This window comes from Kitasatospora sp. YST-16 (genome assembly GCF_026802215.1).
Lineage (GTDB): Bacteria > Actinomycetota > Actinomycetes > Streptomycetales > Streptomycetaceae > Kitasatospora > Kitasatospora cineracea.
The window spans coordinates 7,158,936-7,173,498 of the sequence record NZ_CP113837.1 but is presented as its reverse complement, the minus strand read 5'-3'; the positions used below and the strand labels follow the sequence as shown (position 1 = coordinate 7,173,498).

Sequence of the window (14,563 nt, the reverse complement as noted above, 5' to 3'; positions counted from 1 at the left end):
CCAAGACTCGACCCCGCCCCGCGCCGCCCCGCCCGCGCCGCCCCGCGCCGTTTCGCCGAACCCCGGCCGCAGAGCAGATCAGCGGGCGAGCCGACCTTGCCCGTCCCGACCGGTAACCGCGGCCGCGCAGCCTTGCCGGCGGTCGGGCAGCGGCCCGCCCCCGCGAGCAGGGCCGGCCGGTGCCCTCCGGAGCCACCTGCCGTCCGGCATCGGGGCCGACGGCCCTTCTCCGCAAGCTGCTTGACCGCAGGGCCTGGTCTCCGGGCCCCGACACCCTGCGACCCCAGGCACTGAAGGCCGGTAGCGGGAGGCCCGGGGGTGGCGACCGGAAGGTTGTTGACCCCTGGGTCAAATATGGCGTACCGTCAGACGCATGGGAAGGCCGAAGCAGTTCGACGAGGAGGCCGCCGTCGCGCAGGCGATGGAGGTGTTCTGGACCAAGGGCTACGCCGGGTCGTCCCCGGCCGAGCTGGCAGAGGCGGCCGGGATCGGCAAGGGCAGCCTGTACCACGCGTTCGGCTCCAAGCGGGAGCTGTTCGGGCGGGCCCTGAACCACTACGACCGGGCCGGCGCCGAGCTCACCGAGGAGTTCCTGTCCGGCCCCGGCACCGCGAAGGAGCGCGTGCGCGCCTACCTGCGGATGCTGGTGGACGCGGACTTCGACACCCCGGTCCGGCGCGGCTGCCTGGCCGTCAACACCGCCCTGGAACTCGGCGGCCAGGACGCCGAGGCCACGCTCGCGGTGCGCCGCTCCACCGAGCGCAGCGCCGACCTGCTGGCCGCCCGGATCGAACGCGGCAAACTGGCCGGCGACGTCCCCGCCTCGGTGGACGCCGCCGAGCAGGCCCGCTTCCTGATGGTGACCATCGCCGGCCTGCGGGTCGCCGCCCGGACCTTCGACCGGGAGACCCTGCACGCCGCCATCGACACCGCCGTCGCCGCACTCTGACGACCCTTCCCCCCGCCCGACCCGCCCGCGCGGCAGCCGCTGCGCGGGTACCGCACGCCCCGATATTTGACCTCAAGTTCAAGAACCTCCCTCCATCCACGTTCCACGTTCCACGTTCCGAAATGAGGATCGCCATGAAGCTCGGACTCGACGGCCGCACCGCCCTGGTCACCGGCGCCGGACGGGGCATCGGCCTGGCCGTCGCCCGCGCCCTCGCCGCCGAGGGCGTGCGGGTGGTGGGCGCCACCCGCACCGCCACCCCGGAACTGGCCGAGGTCGCGGCGGCCGTCGTCCTCGCCGACCTGGGCACCGCGCAGGGCGCGGCCGGGGCCGTCCGGCAGGCGGTCGACGCGGTCGGCGGGATCGACCTGCTGGTCAACAACGTCGGTGCGGGCGACGCCGACCAGCTGGTGCTGGGCAGCGTGCTGGACGTCCCCGACGAGCAGTGGCAGGCGATGCTGGACCTCAACCTGTTCAGCGCCGTCCGCACCACCCGGGCCGCGCTGCCGAGCCTGCTGGAGCGGGGCGGGGCGATCGTCAACGTCTCCTCGATCAACGGCCGCATCCCCAGCGGCTCCCCGGTCGGCTACGCGGAGGCCAAGGCCGCGCTCAACCAGTTCGGCAAGCGCCTCAGCGAGGAGCTCGCCCCGCGCGGCGTCCGGGTCAACACCGTCTCCCCCGGCCCGACCGCCACCGCCCTGTGGACCGACCCGGCCGGCTACGGCGGCCGCCTCGCCGACTCCCTGGGCGTCCCGCACGAGGCCCTGCTGGCGAACCTCCCCGCCCAGGCCGGCACCGCCTCCGGCCGCCTGACCGGCCCCGAGGAGGTCGCCGACCTGGTGGTCTTCCTGCTCTCCGACCGGGCCGCCAACATCCACGGCGCGGACCACGTCATCGACGGCGGCACCCTCAAGGCCGCCTGACCCCGCCCCTGGGGAAGACTCCCGGTAGCACCCGCGCCCCCGTGCCCGCGCCTCCCCCAGGTCCGGGCACGGGGGTGCGGACACGCCCACGACCCCGGAGGACCCCCGTGACCGTCGAACCGCACCGGTTCACCACCCTGACGGCAGACGTCCGACAGGCCCTGCTCGCGGCGTACGCGGACGTCCGGGCCCCGCTGCTCGACCGGCCGAACTACCGGCTCGAAGCCTTCACCGAACGCCTCGACCAGCACGCGGCCACCCCGGGCTTCACCCTCGTCCTCGCCCTCGCCACCGGACCGGACGCCCCCGGACGAGGCACCAGCGGCACCGGCGGCATCGGCGGCACGGGCGGCATCGGCACGGCGGTCGGCTACGCCTACGGCAACACCGTCGGCCCCGGGGACGGCTACTGGCAGCGTCTGGCCGAACCACTCCCCGCGGGCTTCACCGCGACCCCCGTGCTGGCCCTGCGGGAGATCGGCGTCCGGCCCCCGTGGCGGGGGACGGGGACGGCCCGCCGGATCCACGACGCGCTGCTCGCCGACCGTCCGGAGCAGCGCGTCGCCCTGATGGTCAACCCGCTGGCGGGCGAGGGCAAGGTGCTGCGGCTGTACGAGGGTTGGGGCTACCGGAGCTACAACTCCCAGGCCGGGACGCCGCTTTCACCGGAACTGACCGCGATGATCCGTCCGATCCGTCCCGAGCCCGCCGCCTGACGGTCCCTCAATCCCCTTCCACGCCAAGGGGCTTCGTCCATCGACGCCACTGCTCCTCGCGCCCGTAGCCGGCCGCCTCCCAGGCGGCCCGGCCCAGCGCGTTGTGCTCCAGCACCATCGCGTCGGCCCGCCGGCCACCGGCCTGCTCGAACCGGGCGTGCGCGGCGTCGAGCAGCGCGGTGCCGATGCCTTGCCGCCGGGCCCCCGGGTGGACGGCCAGCCGGTACAGGTGGCAGCGCCAGCCGTCCCACCCGGCGATCACCGTCCCGAGCAGCACCCCCGCCCGCTCCGCCAGGATCAGCGCCTGCGGATCCCGCTCCAGCAGCCGGGCCACACCCGCCCGGTCGTCACTGATACTGGTGCCCTCGGCGGACTCGGCCCAGAACGCCAGCACCGCGTCGATGTCCTCGGGCCGGGCCGCCCGCAGTTCGTACTCGCTCATGCCCCCCGTTCCTACCAGCCCCACCCGGCCGCCCGCCAACGGGTTTGCCCGGCGCCCGAGACCGGTGGCCGGTAGCCGGTAGCCGGTCGCGGGCCCCGCCGGGCCCCGCCGGGTGCCGCAGCGATGGAGTCAGCAACTGCCACCGGGCGAGCAGGAGTTGCCTCCACCGGGGGTGCCGAGGGTGATGAGCTGCGGCGTGGCGGGCGCACCGCAGCAGCCTTCGCTGTCGCCCCGGCCCCGGGCGGGTTCGTCGTAGAGGCCGGCGCCGCCGCAGACGCCGGTCGCGGGGAGGGTGAGTTCGACCCGGGCGGCGGCCTGGTGGTCGCCGGCGAGGGCGGCCGCGACGGAGCGGACCTGCTCGTAGCCGGTCAGGGCGAGGAAGGTGGGGGCGCGGCCGTAGGACTTCATGCCGACGAGGTGGACGCCCCGCTCGGGGTGGGAGAGCTCGTTCGCGCCGTGCGGGTAGACGGTGCCGCAGGAGTGCTGGTTGGGGTCGATCAGCGGGGCGAGCCCGGTCGGGGCCTGGAGGCGGTCGTCGAGGGCGAGGCGCAGTTCGGTGAGGAAAGACAGGTCGGGGCGCAGTCCGGTCAGGGCGATGATCTCGTCCAACTCCTCGGCGCGGGTGCCGTCTTCGGCGACGAGGGTGAGGCGGCCGCCGGCGGACGGTTCGACGGCGGCGGTGCGGAAGCCGGTCAGCACGTCGGCGTGGCCGCTCTCGACGGCGGCCTTGGCGGCGAGGCCCAGGGCCCCGCGGGCGGGGAGCTGGTCGGCGGCGGCGCCGCCGTAGGTGGAGCCGGTGAGGCCGCGGCGCAGCACCCAGACGGCGTGGGTGCCGGGCGCGTCCTCCGCCAGGTCGGCGAGGGCTGCGAGGGCGGTGAACGCGGAGGCGCCGGCGCCGACGACGGCGGTGCGCCGGCCGGCGTAGCGGGCCCGGACGGCGGGGTCGCGCAGGTCGGGGACGCGGTAGGAGATGCGGTCGGCGGCAGCGCGCTCGCCGAGCGCGGGCAGGCCGTCGGCGCCGAGCGGGTTCGGGGTGGCCCAGGTGCCGGAGGCGTCGACCACGGCGCGGGCGAGGAGGCGCTCCTCGGTGCCGTCGGGGTGTTCGACGTGGACGGTGAAGGGCTGCCGCTCGCGGTCGGCGTCGACGGTCCGGTCCCGTCCGGCGCGGGCGACGCCGGTGACCCGGGTGCCGTACCGGACGCGGGTGCCGAGGACGTCGGCGAGCGGCTGCAGGTACTGCTCGGCCCAGTCGCCGCCGGTCGGGTACGCCTCCCCGTCGGGCCGGGTCCAGCCGGTGGGGGTGAGCAGTTTCTCCGCGGCGGGGTCGACGAGCTCCGCCCACGGCGAGAACAGCCGCACGTGCGACCAGGCGCGCACGGCGGTGGCGGCCTGCGGCCCGGCCTCCAGGACCAGGGGTTCGAGGCCGCGTTCCAGCAGGTGGGCGGCGGCGGCCAGGCCGATCGGTCCGGCGCCGATCACGAGGACGGGCAGGCCGGTGGGGTCGGAGGTCATGGCGGTGGGCTCCCCTTCGCGCCGGGCGGTGCGGTCTCGCCGCGATCCGCCTGATTCGACAAGTGTCGATGTGTTCTCGTCTCCGACCTTGCCCGCTGGATTGACGGATGTCAACATAGACGTATGTCGAATTCGAGGGTGGAGCTGCCGGTGCTCGCGCCGGAGGTGGTGCCGTGCTGCCCGCCGCTGACCTCGGCGGAACTCTCCGAGGCGGACGCGGTCACGATGGCGGCGATGTTCAAGGCGCTCGGCGACCCGGTGCGGCTGCGGCTGTTCTCCAAGGTCGCCTCCCACGAGGGCGGCGAGGCGTGCGTGTGCGACATCCAGGACGTCGGCGTCTCCCAGCCGACCGTCTCCCACCACCTGAAGAAGCTCCGCGAGGCCGGGCTGCTGACCTCCGAGCGGCGCGGGACCTGGGTGTACTACCGGGTCGAGCCGTCCGTCCTGGCCGGCCTGGCCCACCTGCTCGACCTGAACCGCTGATCCGTCCCCCCGGAGGGCTTTCCGTGCCTGTCGACCTCCCCCCGCCCGGCCCGATGCTGCCCGAGCACGCCGAGCAGGTGCTCGCGATCTACCGGGCGGGCATCGAGGAGGGCAACGCCACCTTCGAGACCGCGGCGCCGAGTTGGGCCGCCTTCGACGCGGCCCGGCTGCCCGCGCACCGGCACGTCGCCCTCGGCCCGGGCGGGCAGGTGCTCGGCTGGGCGGCGGTCAGCCCGATCTCCTCCCGCCCCGCCTACGCCGGGGTGGTCGAGCACTCCGTCTACGTCCACCCCGACCACCGCGGCCGCGGTGTCGCTCGGCTGCTGCTGGAGGCGCTGATCGGCTCCACCGAGGCGGCCGGGATCTGGACGATCCAGTCGTCCGTCTTCCCCGAGAACACCGCCAGCCTCGCCCTGCACGCCCGCGCCGGCTTCCGGACCGTCGGCACCCGCGAACGCGTCGCCCGCCACCACGGCGTCTGGCGCGACACCGTCCTGATCGAACGCCGCAGCCCGCTCATCGGGTAAGGGCCTGCCTTCCCGAGGCCGGGGGCGGGGGCGGGCCGGGGCCGGGCCGGGGGCGGGCCGCAGGCTGCTGCGCGGGTCGGGCCGGGGAGGAGCTGGTGGCGGCCGGTGCGCCGGTCAGGGCATTCCGCTGCCCCGGGCCTTCTAGACCGCCGTGAACGCCGTGAACGCCGCCGGCGCCCGGCAGGGACCCGGTCCGCGCTCCGGGCTTGACCTTCGAGTCGGGTCGAAGGTCTACGGTCGGCCGTGTGACGAGCTACCGCATATCGCAGCTGGCCGAACGCTGCGGCGTCCCGGCGACGACGCTGCGCTTCTACGAGAGCGCCGGGCTGCTGCCCGCCGAACGGACCCCCGCCGGGTACCGCGTGTACGGGCCGGAGGCGGTGGAGCGGCTGGAGTTCATCGCCTCCGCGAAACTGCTGGGCCTGCCGCTGGAGGAGATCCGCGACCTCCTCGACGTCCGGGAGCAGGGCGTGTGCGCGCCGGTGCGCGCCCGGATGCGGGCGCTGGTCGCGGACCGGATCGCCGACACCGAAGCCCGGATCGCCGAACTGGCCGCGTTCTCCACCCACTTGGCCGCCGTCCATGCCGGCCTCGAAGGACCCGCCCCCGCGGGCGGGTGCGGTCCGGACTGCGGCTGCACCACCACAGGCGCCACCACCACCGCCCCGGAGCCGGTCGGACCGGTGGCCGTGGACCTCTCACCCACCCGCACCCTCAACGCCTCCGCCCCCGGACCGGTGGCGGCGGAGGCGTGGCGCCGGGCACCGGTGGCGTGCACCCTCGGCGGCGACCGGTTCGGCGAACGCGCCGCGCAGTGGAACGACCTGGCCGCCTCGGCCGAACGGCGCGAGGAGATCCCCGACGGCCTGCGGCTGACCTTCCCCGCCGACCCTCCGCTGGCGGGCCGGATCGCCGAACTCGCCGCAGCCGAACAGGGCTGCTGCGCGTTCTTCGACTTCTCCCTCCACCTCACCCCCACCGCCCTCCAGTTGACCGTGCGCGCCCCCGAGGAGGGGGCCCCGATGCTGGCCGACCTGTTCGGAGCGACCTCATGACCACGCCCCCGACCCGCCCGTCGAAGCCGTGGGGCCTGTTCGGCGCCGGAGCGGCTGCGGCGGCGGCTTGCGCGGTGTGCTGCGCGGGCCCGCTGCTGGCTGCCCTGGGCGGCCTCGGAGCCGCTTCCGCGATCGGCGCCCTGTGGGTGCCCGCCCTGGCGGCCGTCGCCGCAGCCGCGCTCGCGGCGCTCGCGGTCGTCCGCCGGCGCCGCCGTGCGGCGGCCTGTTCCACCGCCCCGGCCACGGCCGACCTCGGCATGCCCTCCTTCGGCCCGCCCGGCTCCGACACCACCGGGTAGCGCGTGGCACCGTCCCGGAAACCGCCTCGGCCACCCCGCCAGGCGACAGGATTCCCTGAATTCGGGCATCCCCGCATGGTCACGTGCGTGCCGACCCCGGCCCCCGAGGTCGAGGTGCTGGCACGGTTCGGCCGCGCGCTCGCCGACGACAGCGTGGACGCGGTGTTCGCGCACGTGCTGCTGCGCCTCGCCGGAGACCTGAGCGGACCGGCCGGGCCCGGCGCTGCCGCGGGACGGATCTCGCGGGCGCCGGGCCCGGTGCTGCTGCGGCGGCCGGTCAGCTCGTCGGGGTGAACTTCCTGCGCCAGGCGAGGGAGACGTACACCAGGGCGATCAGCACCGGGACTTCGATCAGCGGGCCGACGACGCCGGCCAGGGCCTGGCCGGAGGTGACGCCGAAGGTGCCGATGGCGACCGCGATGGCGAGTTCGAAGTTGTTGCCGGCGGCGGTGAAGGCGAGGGTCGCGGTGCGGTCGTAGGTCAGGCCGAGGGCCTTGCCGAGGGCGAAGGTGCCGAACCACAGAAGCGCGAAGTAGGCGAGCAGCGGCAGGGCGATCCGGGCGACGTCCAGCGGCTGCGAGGTGATCGTCCTCCCCTGGAGGGCGAACAGGACCACGATGGTGAACAGCAGTCCGTACAGCGCCCAGGGGCCGATGCGCGGCAGCACCTTCGCCTCGTAGCGCTCGCGGCCGAGCCTCTTCTCCCCGAGGCGGCGGGTCAGGAACCCGGCGATCAGCGGGATGCCGAGGAAGACGACGACGTTGAGGGCGATCCTCCCCGTCGACACGTCCAGGTGCTCGCCGGCGCCCAAGCCGAGCCGGCCGGGCAGCAGGTCGAGGTAGAACCAGCCCAGCACGCCGAACATGACCACCTGGAACACCGAGTTGAGGGCCACGAGGACGGCGGCGGCCTCGCGGTCGCCGCAGGCGAGGTCGTTCCAGATGACCACCATGGCGATGCAGCGGGCCAGCCCGACGATGATCAATCCGGTGCGGTACGCGGGCAGGTCGGACAGGAAGATCCAGGCGAGGGCGAACATCACCGCCGGGCCGACCAGCCAGTTGATCACCAGCGAGGAGGCCATCAGTCGGCGGTCGCCGGTGACGGTGTCGAGCCGGTCGTAGCGGACCTTCGCCAGCACCGGGTACATCATCACCAACAGGCCGAGCGCGATCGGCAGCGAGATCCCGCCGACCTCCACCTTCGCCAGCGCGTCGTTCAGCCCGGGAACCAGTCGGCCCAGCCCGAGGCCGACAGCCATCGCCACCAGGATCCACACCGCGAGGTAGCGGTCGACGAACGACAACTTCCCGGCCACCGAAGTGGGTTCGGGTCTGATCGCGGGGGCGGGGACGGGCGCGGTGCGGGACATCAGCAGGGCCTCTTGGGGGCGGCGTGGACGCGGGCGGTGGCGGCGAGGTCGGCGAACTGCGCGGACAGCGACTCCAGCACCTCCGGGCGGAGCCGGTAGTAGGTGAAGCGGCCGCACGGCTCGGTGTCCACCACCCCGGCGTCCCGCAGCACCTTGAGGTGGTTGGAGAGGTTGGTCTGGCGGGCGCCGGTCTCCTCCACCAGGTGCGTGGTGCACAGGGTTTCGCGGGCCAGCAGGGTCACGATCCGCAGCCTGAGCGGATCGGACAGCACCCGCAACAGTTCAGTGTCGACTGACATCACCATGGACTGATACTTTCACATCGGCCGGGACGGGCACCAGCGGCAGCTGACACGCCCTGCGGTCGCCGCCGGCCGCCCGCCCGCCTCCACCCGCCACGGACAGCGCCGTCCACGGGCAGAAGACCCCGGCCCGGACACCCGAGACCGAGACCGAGACCGAGACCGAACGAAGGACCCCGCCGATGACCGCCGCCGCGCCGCTCGCCTCCGTGCTGTTCGTCTGCGTCCACAACGCCGGCCGCTCCCAGATGGCCGCCGGCTTCCTCACCCAGCTCGCGGGCGACCGCGTCGAGGTCCGCTCCGCCGGCTCGGCCCCCGGCCACCGGGTCAACCCGGCCGCCGTCGCCGCGATGGCCGAGGCCGGCATCGACATCTCCGACCAGCAGCCGAAGATCCTCACCACCGAGGCCGTCCGGTCCTCCGACTACGTGATCACGATGGGCTGCGGCGACGCCTGCCCGTTCTTCCCCGGCAAGCACTACCGCGACTGGACGCTGGAGGACCCGGCCGGCCAGGGCGTCGAAGCCGTCCGCCCGATCCGCGACGCCGTCAAGGCCCTGGTCGAGGACCTGATCGCCGAGATCGACGCCAAGGCCGCCGCCGGTCGGGAGAGTTGACCCCGGGACCGGCCCCACCGCCGCCGGGGCGGGCGAGAACGGAGGTCGCCACCCGGCCCGACCGGGTGGAGCGGGGCAGCCCGAACTGACGGAGCGTCAACTCGCTGGGCCGAAACGCCCCGTGGCGGGCCGGAACCGGCCTTTGCCCGCCCTTGACGGACGGCCGCGGGATCCACCATGGTGTGGACCACTCTCTCGCACCGCTGCCCCCGTCCACCTCCCCCACCGGAGCCGGCATGCGTGCACCTTCCCTCCGCCGTCGCCGCGGCCGCCACGGCCCGCACCGCGGAGCCGCCGCCCCGTCCGGGAGCTGACGGCAGGCCACGTCCCGCCCGCGCGGTCCGCGCCGCGGGCGCACCGTCCGCCCACTCCTCCCCCACACCGGAGCCACCATGCATCCGCCTTCCCTTTCCCGCCGCCGGCACCCGCAGCGTCCCGGCCGCCTCCCGCTCGGGGGCGCCGCCGCGGCCGCGCTGCTGACCGCCACCGCGGGTTTCGCCCTGCTCGGCTCGGGCACCGCCGGGGCCGCCCAGGAGACCGTCCGGGACGGCCTGTTCGCGCAGCCGCTCGCGGACAACTGGACCTGCACCGGCGACGTCCGACAGCTCGACCGGGGCGTCGAGGGCCGTCCGGGCGGCTACGACTACGCCGGGTGCACCCAGCAGGTCACGGTCCAGCCGTACACCACCTACGACCTGACGGCGGACGTCTCCGGCGCGTACGCCTTCGTCGGCGTCTACGGCGGCGACACCGAGGCGGTGTACCAGTGGGCCGACGGGCCGGAGCAGACCAGGCTGCACGCCGTGGTCCGCACCGCCGGGAACACCCGGTCGCTGACCGTGTACTTCCACGGCTGGTACGGGCAGGGCCCCTACCAGGTCAGCCGGGTCTCGCTGTACGACGGCAACACCAGCCTGCCGGCCTGCTCGGACATGACCGGTGCCCCGCCCAGCTCGCCGCGGCCCAGCCCGCCGACCCCGACCCGCACCACCACCGCCATCGCCGTCGCCGACACCGCCGTCCCGCCCCCGGCCGCGCCGCGGGCCGCCACGACGACGGCGCCGAGCCCCGGTTCGAGCAGCCCGACCACCGGTCCGACCTGCCTGCCGCCGCCGGTGGTGGTGCCGTCCAGCAGCCCGGCCCAGCCCCGGCCCACCGAGACCTGAGCCGGTGTCAGCCGCGCAGCGCCCACACCGTGGTGGTCTTCTCGGCCGCGTCCTCCAGATCGGCGGCGACCGGGACGGTGTACTCGGCGAGCGCGGTGAAGCGCCCGCGCGGCAGGTAGGCCCGCCCGGGGTCGCCGACCACCACGGTCGCGCCCCGGGCGGCGGCCCGCTCCAGGAACGGCAGGAAGCGGGCGGCCATCGTCCGTTCGTAGAACACGTCGCCGGCCAGCACCACGTCGTCGGGCGCGCCGTCGCCGTCCAGCACGTCGGCCAGTTCGGCGGCCACCGCGACGCCGTTGAGCTCCGCGTTGACCCCGATCGAGGCCACCGCGTACGCGTCGATCTCGGCCGCCCGCACCCCGGCCGCACCGCGCAGCGCCGCCGCGACGCCGACCAGGCCGGAGCCCGCCGCCAGGTCCAACACCCGGCGGCCGCGCACCAGTTCGGGATGGTCCAGGACGTACCGGGCGACCGCCACCCCGCCCGCCCACGGGAACGCCCAGAACGGCGGCGGCAGGCCCTCCAGGCCGCGGGCCCGCTCGGTGGTCTCCCACAGCTCGATCGCGTCGCCCGCCATCCGCAGCCGCACCTCGGGCACGAACGGCACCGGCCCCGGCCGGGTGTGGGCCCGGACGAACGCGGCGTCCTCGGCGCCCTCGGCGTCTTCGGCAACCGCGGCGGCCGCGGCGGCCGTCCGGTGCCCGGGCGGATGCGCTGCGGCGGTGTCGTTCCCCATGGGCGGAAGCTTAGGGCGTGCCGACCGACGTCCCGACCGACGTCCCGGCAGGTGTCCCGCTCGGCGTCCCGGCAGGTGCCCCGCTCGGCATCCCGACCGGCGTCCCGGCAGGCACCCCGACCGGCGTCCCGACCGGCGTCCCGACCGACGGCTCGGCCCGGGTCGGTCCGGGTCCGCCGCGGTGGACGCCCGGTGGCCGCCCGGTTGACGCGCGTGGACCTCTCCCCGCCGTCTTCCGCCGCGCCGACGGCCGGTCACCACGCGATGACGGACGACGTACCGTTTCGATACCGAAGCCGTTATGAGCTGCGGAAACGCTCGCCCCCCGATGGGCCGCCCGAGTACGATCCGGGCAGACGCCCCGTTCGAGGCACCCCACAGTGCCAGTCCGCGGGCGGCGGCTCCGCGCGGGCCCGCGACGGCCTCACCACGGCCGGACGGGCGATGCCGCGCTCCACGTCACCGCGCGCCAGGGCAGTCGCGCGAAGCGGAAGGGCAGCGACTTGACGGACCGGCTCACCGGAGGGGACTCCTCACTGCTGCGGCGGATCAACGCGGCGGTCACCCTGCGGTCGTTGCGCGACGGACAGGCCGTCACGCTGACCCAGCTCGTCGGCGACACCGGGCTGTCCCGGCCCACCGTCGAGGGCGTGATCGAGGGGCTGTTGGAGTCCGGGCTGGTCGCCGAGGTCGAGCACGTCCAGGAGTCGGGGCGTCAGCGCGGCCGCCCGGCCCGCTGGTTCCGGTTCCGGGCCGAGGCCGGGCACGTGCTGGGCATCGAGATCGGCGTCCACGACCTGCGGGTCGTCCTCGCCGACCTGGCCGGCGAGGTGCTGGCCAGTCACTCCCGGCCGGTGGACGAGTCGGTGGAGGCCGAGGAGCGGCTCGCCCTGGTCCGCACCACGGTCGGCGAGGTGCTGCGCAAGGCCGGGGTCTCCCGGGACAGCCTGTGGGAGGTCGCCGTCGGCACCCCCGGCATCGTCGACCGGGACGGCACCGTCCGGCTCGGCACCGCGATGCCCGGCTGGACCGGCCTCGACCTCGGCGCCCGGCTGCGCCGCTCCTTCCGCTGCCCCGTGGTGATCGAGAACGACGCCAACCTGGCCGCCATCGCCGAGCACTGGATGGGCGCGGCCGTCGGCAAGGGCGACGTGGTGTTCGTGATGGCCGGGCTCAGCCCCGGCGCCGGCTCGCTGATCGGCGGCCGCCTGCACCGCGGCCACGGCGGCGCCGCCGGCGAGATCGGCGCGCTCCACCTGCTCGGCCAACAGGCCACCCCCGAACGGCTGCTGTCCACCACCGGCAAGCCGCTGGACCCGCTGGACGAGGCCGCGGTGGCCCGGGTGCTGCGGCTGGCCCGGGAGGGCGACCAGGTCGCCCGGATCGCCATGGACCGCTTCCTGGGCCGCCTGGTGCACGACGTCACCGCGCTGGTCCTCGCCCTCGACCCCGAACTCGTCGTGGTCGGCGGCTGGGCGGCCGGCCTGGACGGCGTCCTGGAGCCGCTGCGCGAACAGCTCGCCCGCTACACGCTGCGCGCCCCCGAGGTCGCGCTCGCCGCGCTCGGCTCCGAGGTGGTCGCCATGGGCGCGCTGCGGGTCGCCCTCGACCACGTCGAGGAGCAGCTGTTCGCCGTCGACCCGCCCACCGCGCGCTGACCGGGGCCGCCGCGCCGGCCTGGGCGGCCCCGCACTGACCGGGGCCGTCGCCTACTGGAGGCAGAGCAGCTCGTACCCGCCCTTGAGCCGCCCCCGGGCGTGCGCCCGCATCCGGGCCGCGTACCGGGGGTCGTGCTTGAGCGAGTCGTAGCCGGGGCGGCCGTCGGACGGCAGGACGCCCGCGGTCTCGGCGAGGTAGACGTCGAAGCCCGGGTGCATCAGCACCGCGTACGGCAGGTCGTCGACGTCGAGCGCGAACACCGGGTACTCGCCCAGCCCGTCGCGCTCGCCGTGCGGGCCCACCGACAGCACCCGGCGGGAGTCGGAGCCGCCGGGCAGCAGGAAGCACGCGCCGAACAGCCCGGAGAACGGCTCGAAGCAGGAGCCCCACGGCTCGCCGAACTCCTCGACCGCGATCTCGCCCAGGGTCCGCGGCGCGAGCCCGCCGTCCGCGCCGAACCAGCCGTGCCGCTCCAGCATGCCGCTGTCGTACGCCAGCCAGGCCCGCAGGCTGGGCGGCAGCGGGTGGCCGTCGGGGAACGCCGCCAGCTCGGGGCGGGGCCGCAGCGGGCCCTCGACCCACCGGCCGGCGAACCGGTCGTGCTCCAGCACCTGGCGGGACGGGTCGGCGGCCACCTCGGCGATCACCCGCTCGGTGAGCGCCCTGCCGTGGTCCGCCGGATCGACCGGATCCGTCGGATCGCCCGGATCCGCCGGGTCGGTCCGGTCCGTCCTCGTGCCGTTCTGGCCCATCCTCGTGCCGCTCCCCTGCTCACCGGTGGTCAGTGGGCAGGAGCGTAACGCGGGCCGCCGACAAGGACGTTGACGGTCCGTCAGGTGGAAACCGGGGAAACCGGGAACGGCGGGGAAGCCGGGGACGGCGAGGCGGGACGGGTCAGGAGACGGCGGCGGCGGAGACCGGGACGGCGGAGGTGACCTGGACGGCCGCGCCGGACTCGCCGAAGGTCAGCTTGCAGGTGTCGGCCCGGTAGGTGGAGACCGCGACCGCGGCCAGCCGGCCGGCCGCCGCGTACTGGGTGGTGACCACCAGGACGGGGGTGCCCGGGGGGCGCTCCAGCAGCGCGGCCTCGGCGGTCTCGGCGACGCCCAGCTCCACCGAGCGGGACTCGCCGTCGACGCCGAGCCGCTCCAGCTGGCGCAGCACGCCGCGGGCCCGGTCGCCGCCGTCCACCACCACGGCCAGGTGCGGCAGCGCGGCGGAGGGGACGTGCAGCGACTCGGCGGCGACCGCCACGCCCTGGACCGTCCGCAGCCGGCGCACGGTGTGCACCTGGTCGCCCTCGGCCAGGCCCAGGGTGCGGGCCAGCGCGGCGGTGGCGGGGCCGGTGGTGCAGTCCACCACCTTCCACTCCTGGGCGGCGCGGGCGGTGGCGGCCCGGCCGGACTGGCGTCCGCCGACCGGGATGCCCACCCGCGGGGCGGCGACCAGCGTGCCGATGCCGCGCCGGCGGACCAGGCGGCCCTCGAGTTCCAGCTGGTCCAGGGCCTGGCGGAGGGTGGCCCGGGCCACGCCGAAGCGCGCCGAGAGCTCCCGCTCGTTGGGCAGCACCTGGCCGGTCGAGAACTCGGTGTCCATGGTGCGCAGCAGCACCGTGCGCAGGTGCCAGTACTTCGGCTCCGCCACCGCCGCGAGCGTTCCTTGCCCCACCGTGTCCTCCACCCTGAGGGACGACAGGCCCACCGCGGCTCCCCGTTTCGGCAGGTGGGGGAGGCGGGCTTTATCCGTCCTTCTTTATTAAAGGTCTTTGCAGTAAGTGACAGTAGGGGGTGCCCGGGGAGATGGTC

General features: G+C 75.4%; 18 protein-coding genes. 11 read left to right on the top strand and 7 right to left on the bottom strand.

Annotated elements, in window-relative coordinates; translation table 11 throughout:
• Positions 1-373: 373 nt before the first annotated feature.
• The 3 genes from OU787_RS32265 (at position 374) to OU787_RS32255 (ending at position 2,588) form a co-directional block, all read left to right on the top strand.
• Positions 374-949 (top strand): TetR/AcrR family transcriptional regulator, encoded by a 576-nt coding sequence (locus OU787_RS32265; protein WP_268661491.1) that lies wholly within the window; start codon positions 374-376, stop codon positions 947-949.
• A 134-nt stretch (positions 950-1,083) separates the two neighbouring features.
• Positions 1,084-1,872: an SDR family oxidoreductase gene (locus OU787_RS32260; protein ID WP_030461825.1), complete on the top strand. Its 789-nt coding sequence runs from the start codon at positions 1,084-1,086 to the stop codon at positions 1,870-1,872.
• A gap of 107 nt (positions 1,873-1,979) precedes the next feature.
• The gene (locus OU787_RS32255; RefSeq protein WP_268661490.1) at positions 1,980-2,588 is read left to right on the top strand and encodes a GNAT family N-acetyltransferase; all 609 of its coding nucleotides are present in this window, start codon (positions 1,980-1,982) and stop codon (positions 2,586-2,588) included.
• Positions 2,589-2,595: 7 nt separating this feature from the next.
• On the opposite strand, the gene OU787_RS32250 is transcribed toward OU787_RS32255, so the two are convergent.
• Positions 2,596-3,030: a GNAT family N-acetyltransferase gene (locus tag OU787_RS32250; protein ID WP_268661489.1), complete on the bottom strand. Its 435-nt coding sequence runs from the start codon at positions 3,028-3,030 to the stop codon at positions 2,596-2,598.
• Between the two features lie 129 nt (positions 3,031-3,159).
• Positions 3,160-4,542: an FAD-dependent oxidoreductase gene (locus tag OU787_RS32245; RefSeq protein WP_268661488.1), complete on the bottom strand. Its 1,383-nt coding sequence runs from the start codon at positions 4,540-4,542 to the stop codon at positions 3,160-3,162.
• 123 nt (positions 4,543-4,665) lie between these two features.
• On the opposite strand from OU787_RS32245, the gene OU787_RS32240 reads away from it, so the two are divergent.
• The 5 genes from OU787_RS32240 to OU787_RS32220 all read left to right on the top strand — a co-directional run bounded on the left by OU787_RS32240 (position 4,666) and on the right by OU787_RS32220 (position 7,200).
• Positions 4,666-5,025, top strand: coding sequence for an ArsR/SmtB family transcription factor (locus tag OU787_RS32240; protein ID WP_030461821.1), 360 nt, complete (start codon positions 4,666-4,668; stop codon positions 5,023-5,025).
• Between the two features lie 53 nt (positions 5,026-5,078).
• Positions 5,079-5,552, top strand: coding sequence for a GNAT family N-acetyltransferase (locus tag OU787_RS32235; RefSeq protein WP_268661958.1), 474 nt, complete (start codon positions 5,079-5,081; stop codon positions 5,550-5,552).
• A 245-nt stretch (positions 5,553-5,797) separates the two neighbouring features.
• Positions 5,798-6,607, top strand: a complete 810-nt coding sequence (locus OU787_RS32230; protein WP_268661487.1) for a heavy metal-responsive transcriptional regulator — start codon at positions 5,798-5,800, stop codon at positions 6,605-6,607.
• Positions 6,604-6,906, top strand: a complete 303-nt coding sequence (locus tag OU787_RS32225) for a hypothetical protein (protein WP_268661486.1) — start codon at positions 6,604-6,606, stop codon at positions 6,904-6,906. Before OU787_RS32230 ends, OU787_RS32225 begins: the two co-directional genes overlap by 4 nt.
• An 87-nt stretch (positions 6,907-6,993) precedes the next feature.
• Positions 6,994-7,200, top strand: coding sequence for a hypothetical protein (locus OU787_RS32220; RefSeq protein ID WP_268661485.1), 207 nt, complete (start codon positions 6,994-6,996; stop codon positions 7,198-7,200).
• On the opposite strand, the gene arsB is transcribed toward OU787_RS32220, so the two are convergent.
• Both arsB and OU787_RS32210 read right to left on the bottom strand, forming a co-directional pair.
• The gene (gene arsB, locus OU787_RS32215) at positions 7,184-8,278 is read right to left on the bottom strand and encodes an ACR3 family arsenite efflux transporter (RefSeq protein WP_268661484.1); all 1,095 of its coding nucleotides are present in this window, start codon (positions 8,276-8,278) and stop codon (positions 7,184-7,186) included. The genes OU787_RS32220 and arsB overlap by 17 nt on opposite strands.
• A complete protein-coding gene (locus tag OU787_RS32210) occupies positions 8,278-8,583 on the bottom strand; it encodes an ArsR/SmtB family transcription factor (protein WP_030461815.1) in 306 nt (101 codons plus the stop codon). Before OU787_RS32210 ends, arsB begins: the two co-directional genes overlap by 1 nt.
• A gap of 179 nt (positions 8,584-8,762) precedes the next feature.
• Between OU787_RS32210 and OU787_RS32205 the strand changes: the two genes are divergently transcribed.
• Positions 8,763-9,197 (top strand): arsenate reductase ArsC, encoded by a 435-nt coding sequence (locus OU787_RS32205; RefSeq protein WP_268661483.1) that lies wholly within the window; start codon positions 8,763-8,765, stop codon positions 9,195-9,197.
• A 392-nt stretch (positions 9,198-9,589) separates the two neighbouring features.
• Complete coding sequence (locus tag OU787_RS32200; protein ID WP_268661482.1) at positions 9,590-10,363, top strand: hypothetical protein; 774 nt, start codon at positions 9,590-9,592, stop codon at positions 10,361-10,363.
• 7 nt (positions 10,364-10,370) lie between these two features.
• On the opposite strand, the gene OU787_RS32195 is transcribed toward OU787_RS32200, so the two are convergent.
• A complete protein-coding gene (locus OU787_RS32195) occupies positions 10,371-11,099 on the bottom strand; it encodes a class I SAM-dependent methyltransferase (protein WP_268661481.1) in 729 nt (242 codons plus the stop codon).
• A gap of 503 nt (positions 11,100-11,602) precedes the next feature.
• On the opposite strand from OU787_RS32195, the gene OU787_RS32190 reads away from it, so the two are divergent.
• The gene (locus OU787_RS32190; RefSeq protein ID WP_030461811.1) at positions 11,603-12,757 is read left to right on the top strand and encodes an ROK family protein; all 1,155 of its coding nucleotides are present in this window, start codon (positions 11,603-11,605) and stop codon (positions 12,755-12,757) included.
• A 51-nt stretch (positions 12,758-12,808) separates the two neighbouring features.
• Here OU787_RS32190 and OU787_RS32185 read toward each other — a convergent pair whose 3' ends face one another.
• Both OU787_RS32185 and OU787_RS32180 read right to left on the bottom strand, forming a co-directional pair.
• Positions 12,809-13,510: a hypothetical protein gene (locus OU787_RS32185; protein ID WP_268661480.1), complete on the bottom strand. Its 702-nt coding sequence runs from the start codon at positions 13,508-13,510 to the stop codon at positions 12,809-12,811.
• 142 nt (positions 13,511-13,652) lie between these two features.
• Complete coding sequence (locus tag OU787_RS32180; protein ID WP_030461809.1) at positions 13,653-14,426, bottom strand: GntR family transcriptional regulator; 774 nt, start codon at positions 14,424-14,426, stop codon at positions 13,653-13,655.
• Positions 14,427-14,563 lie beyond the last annotated feature (137 nt).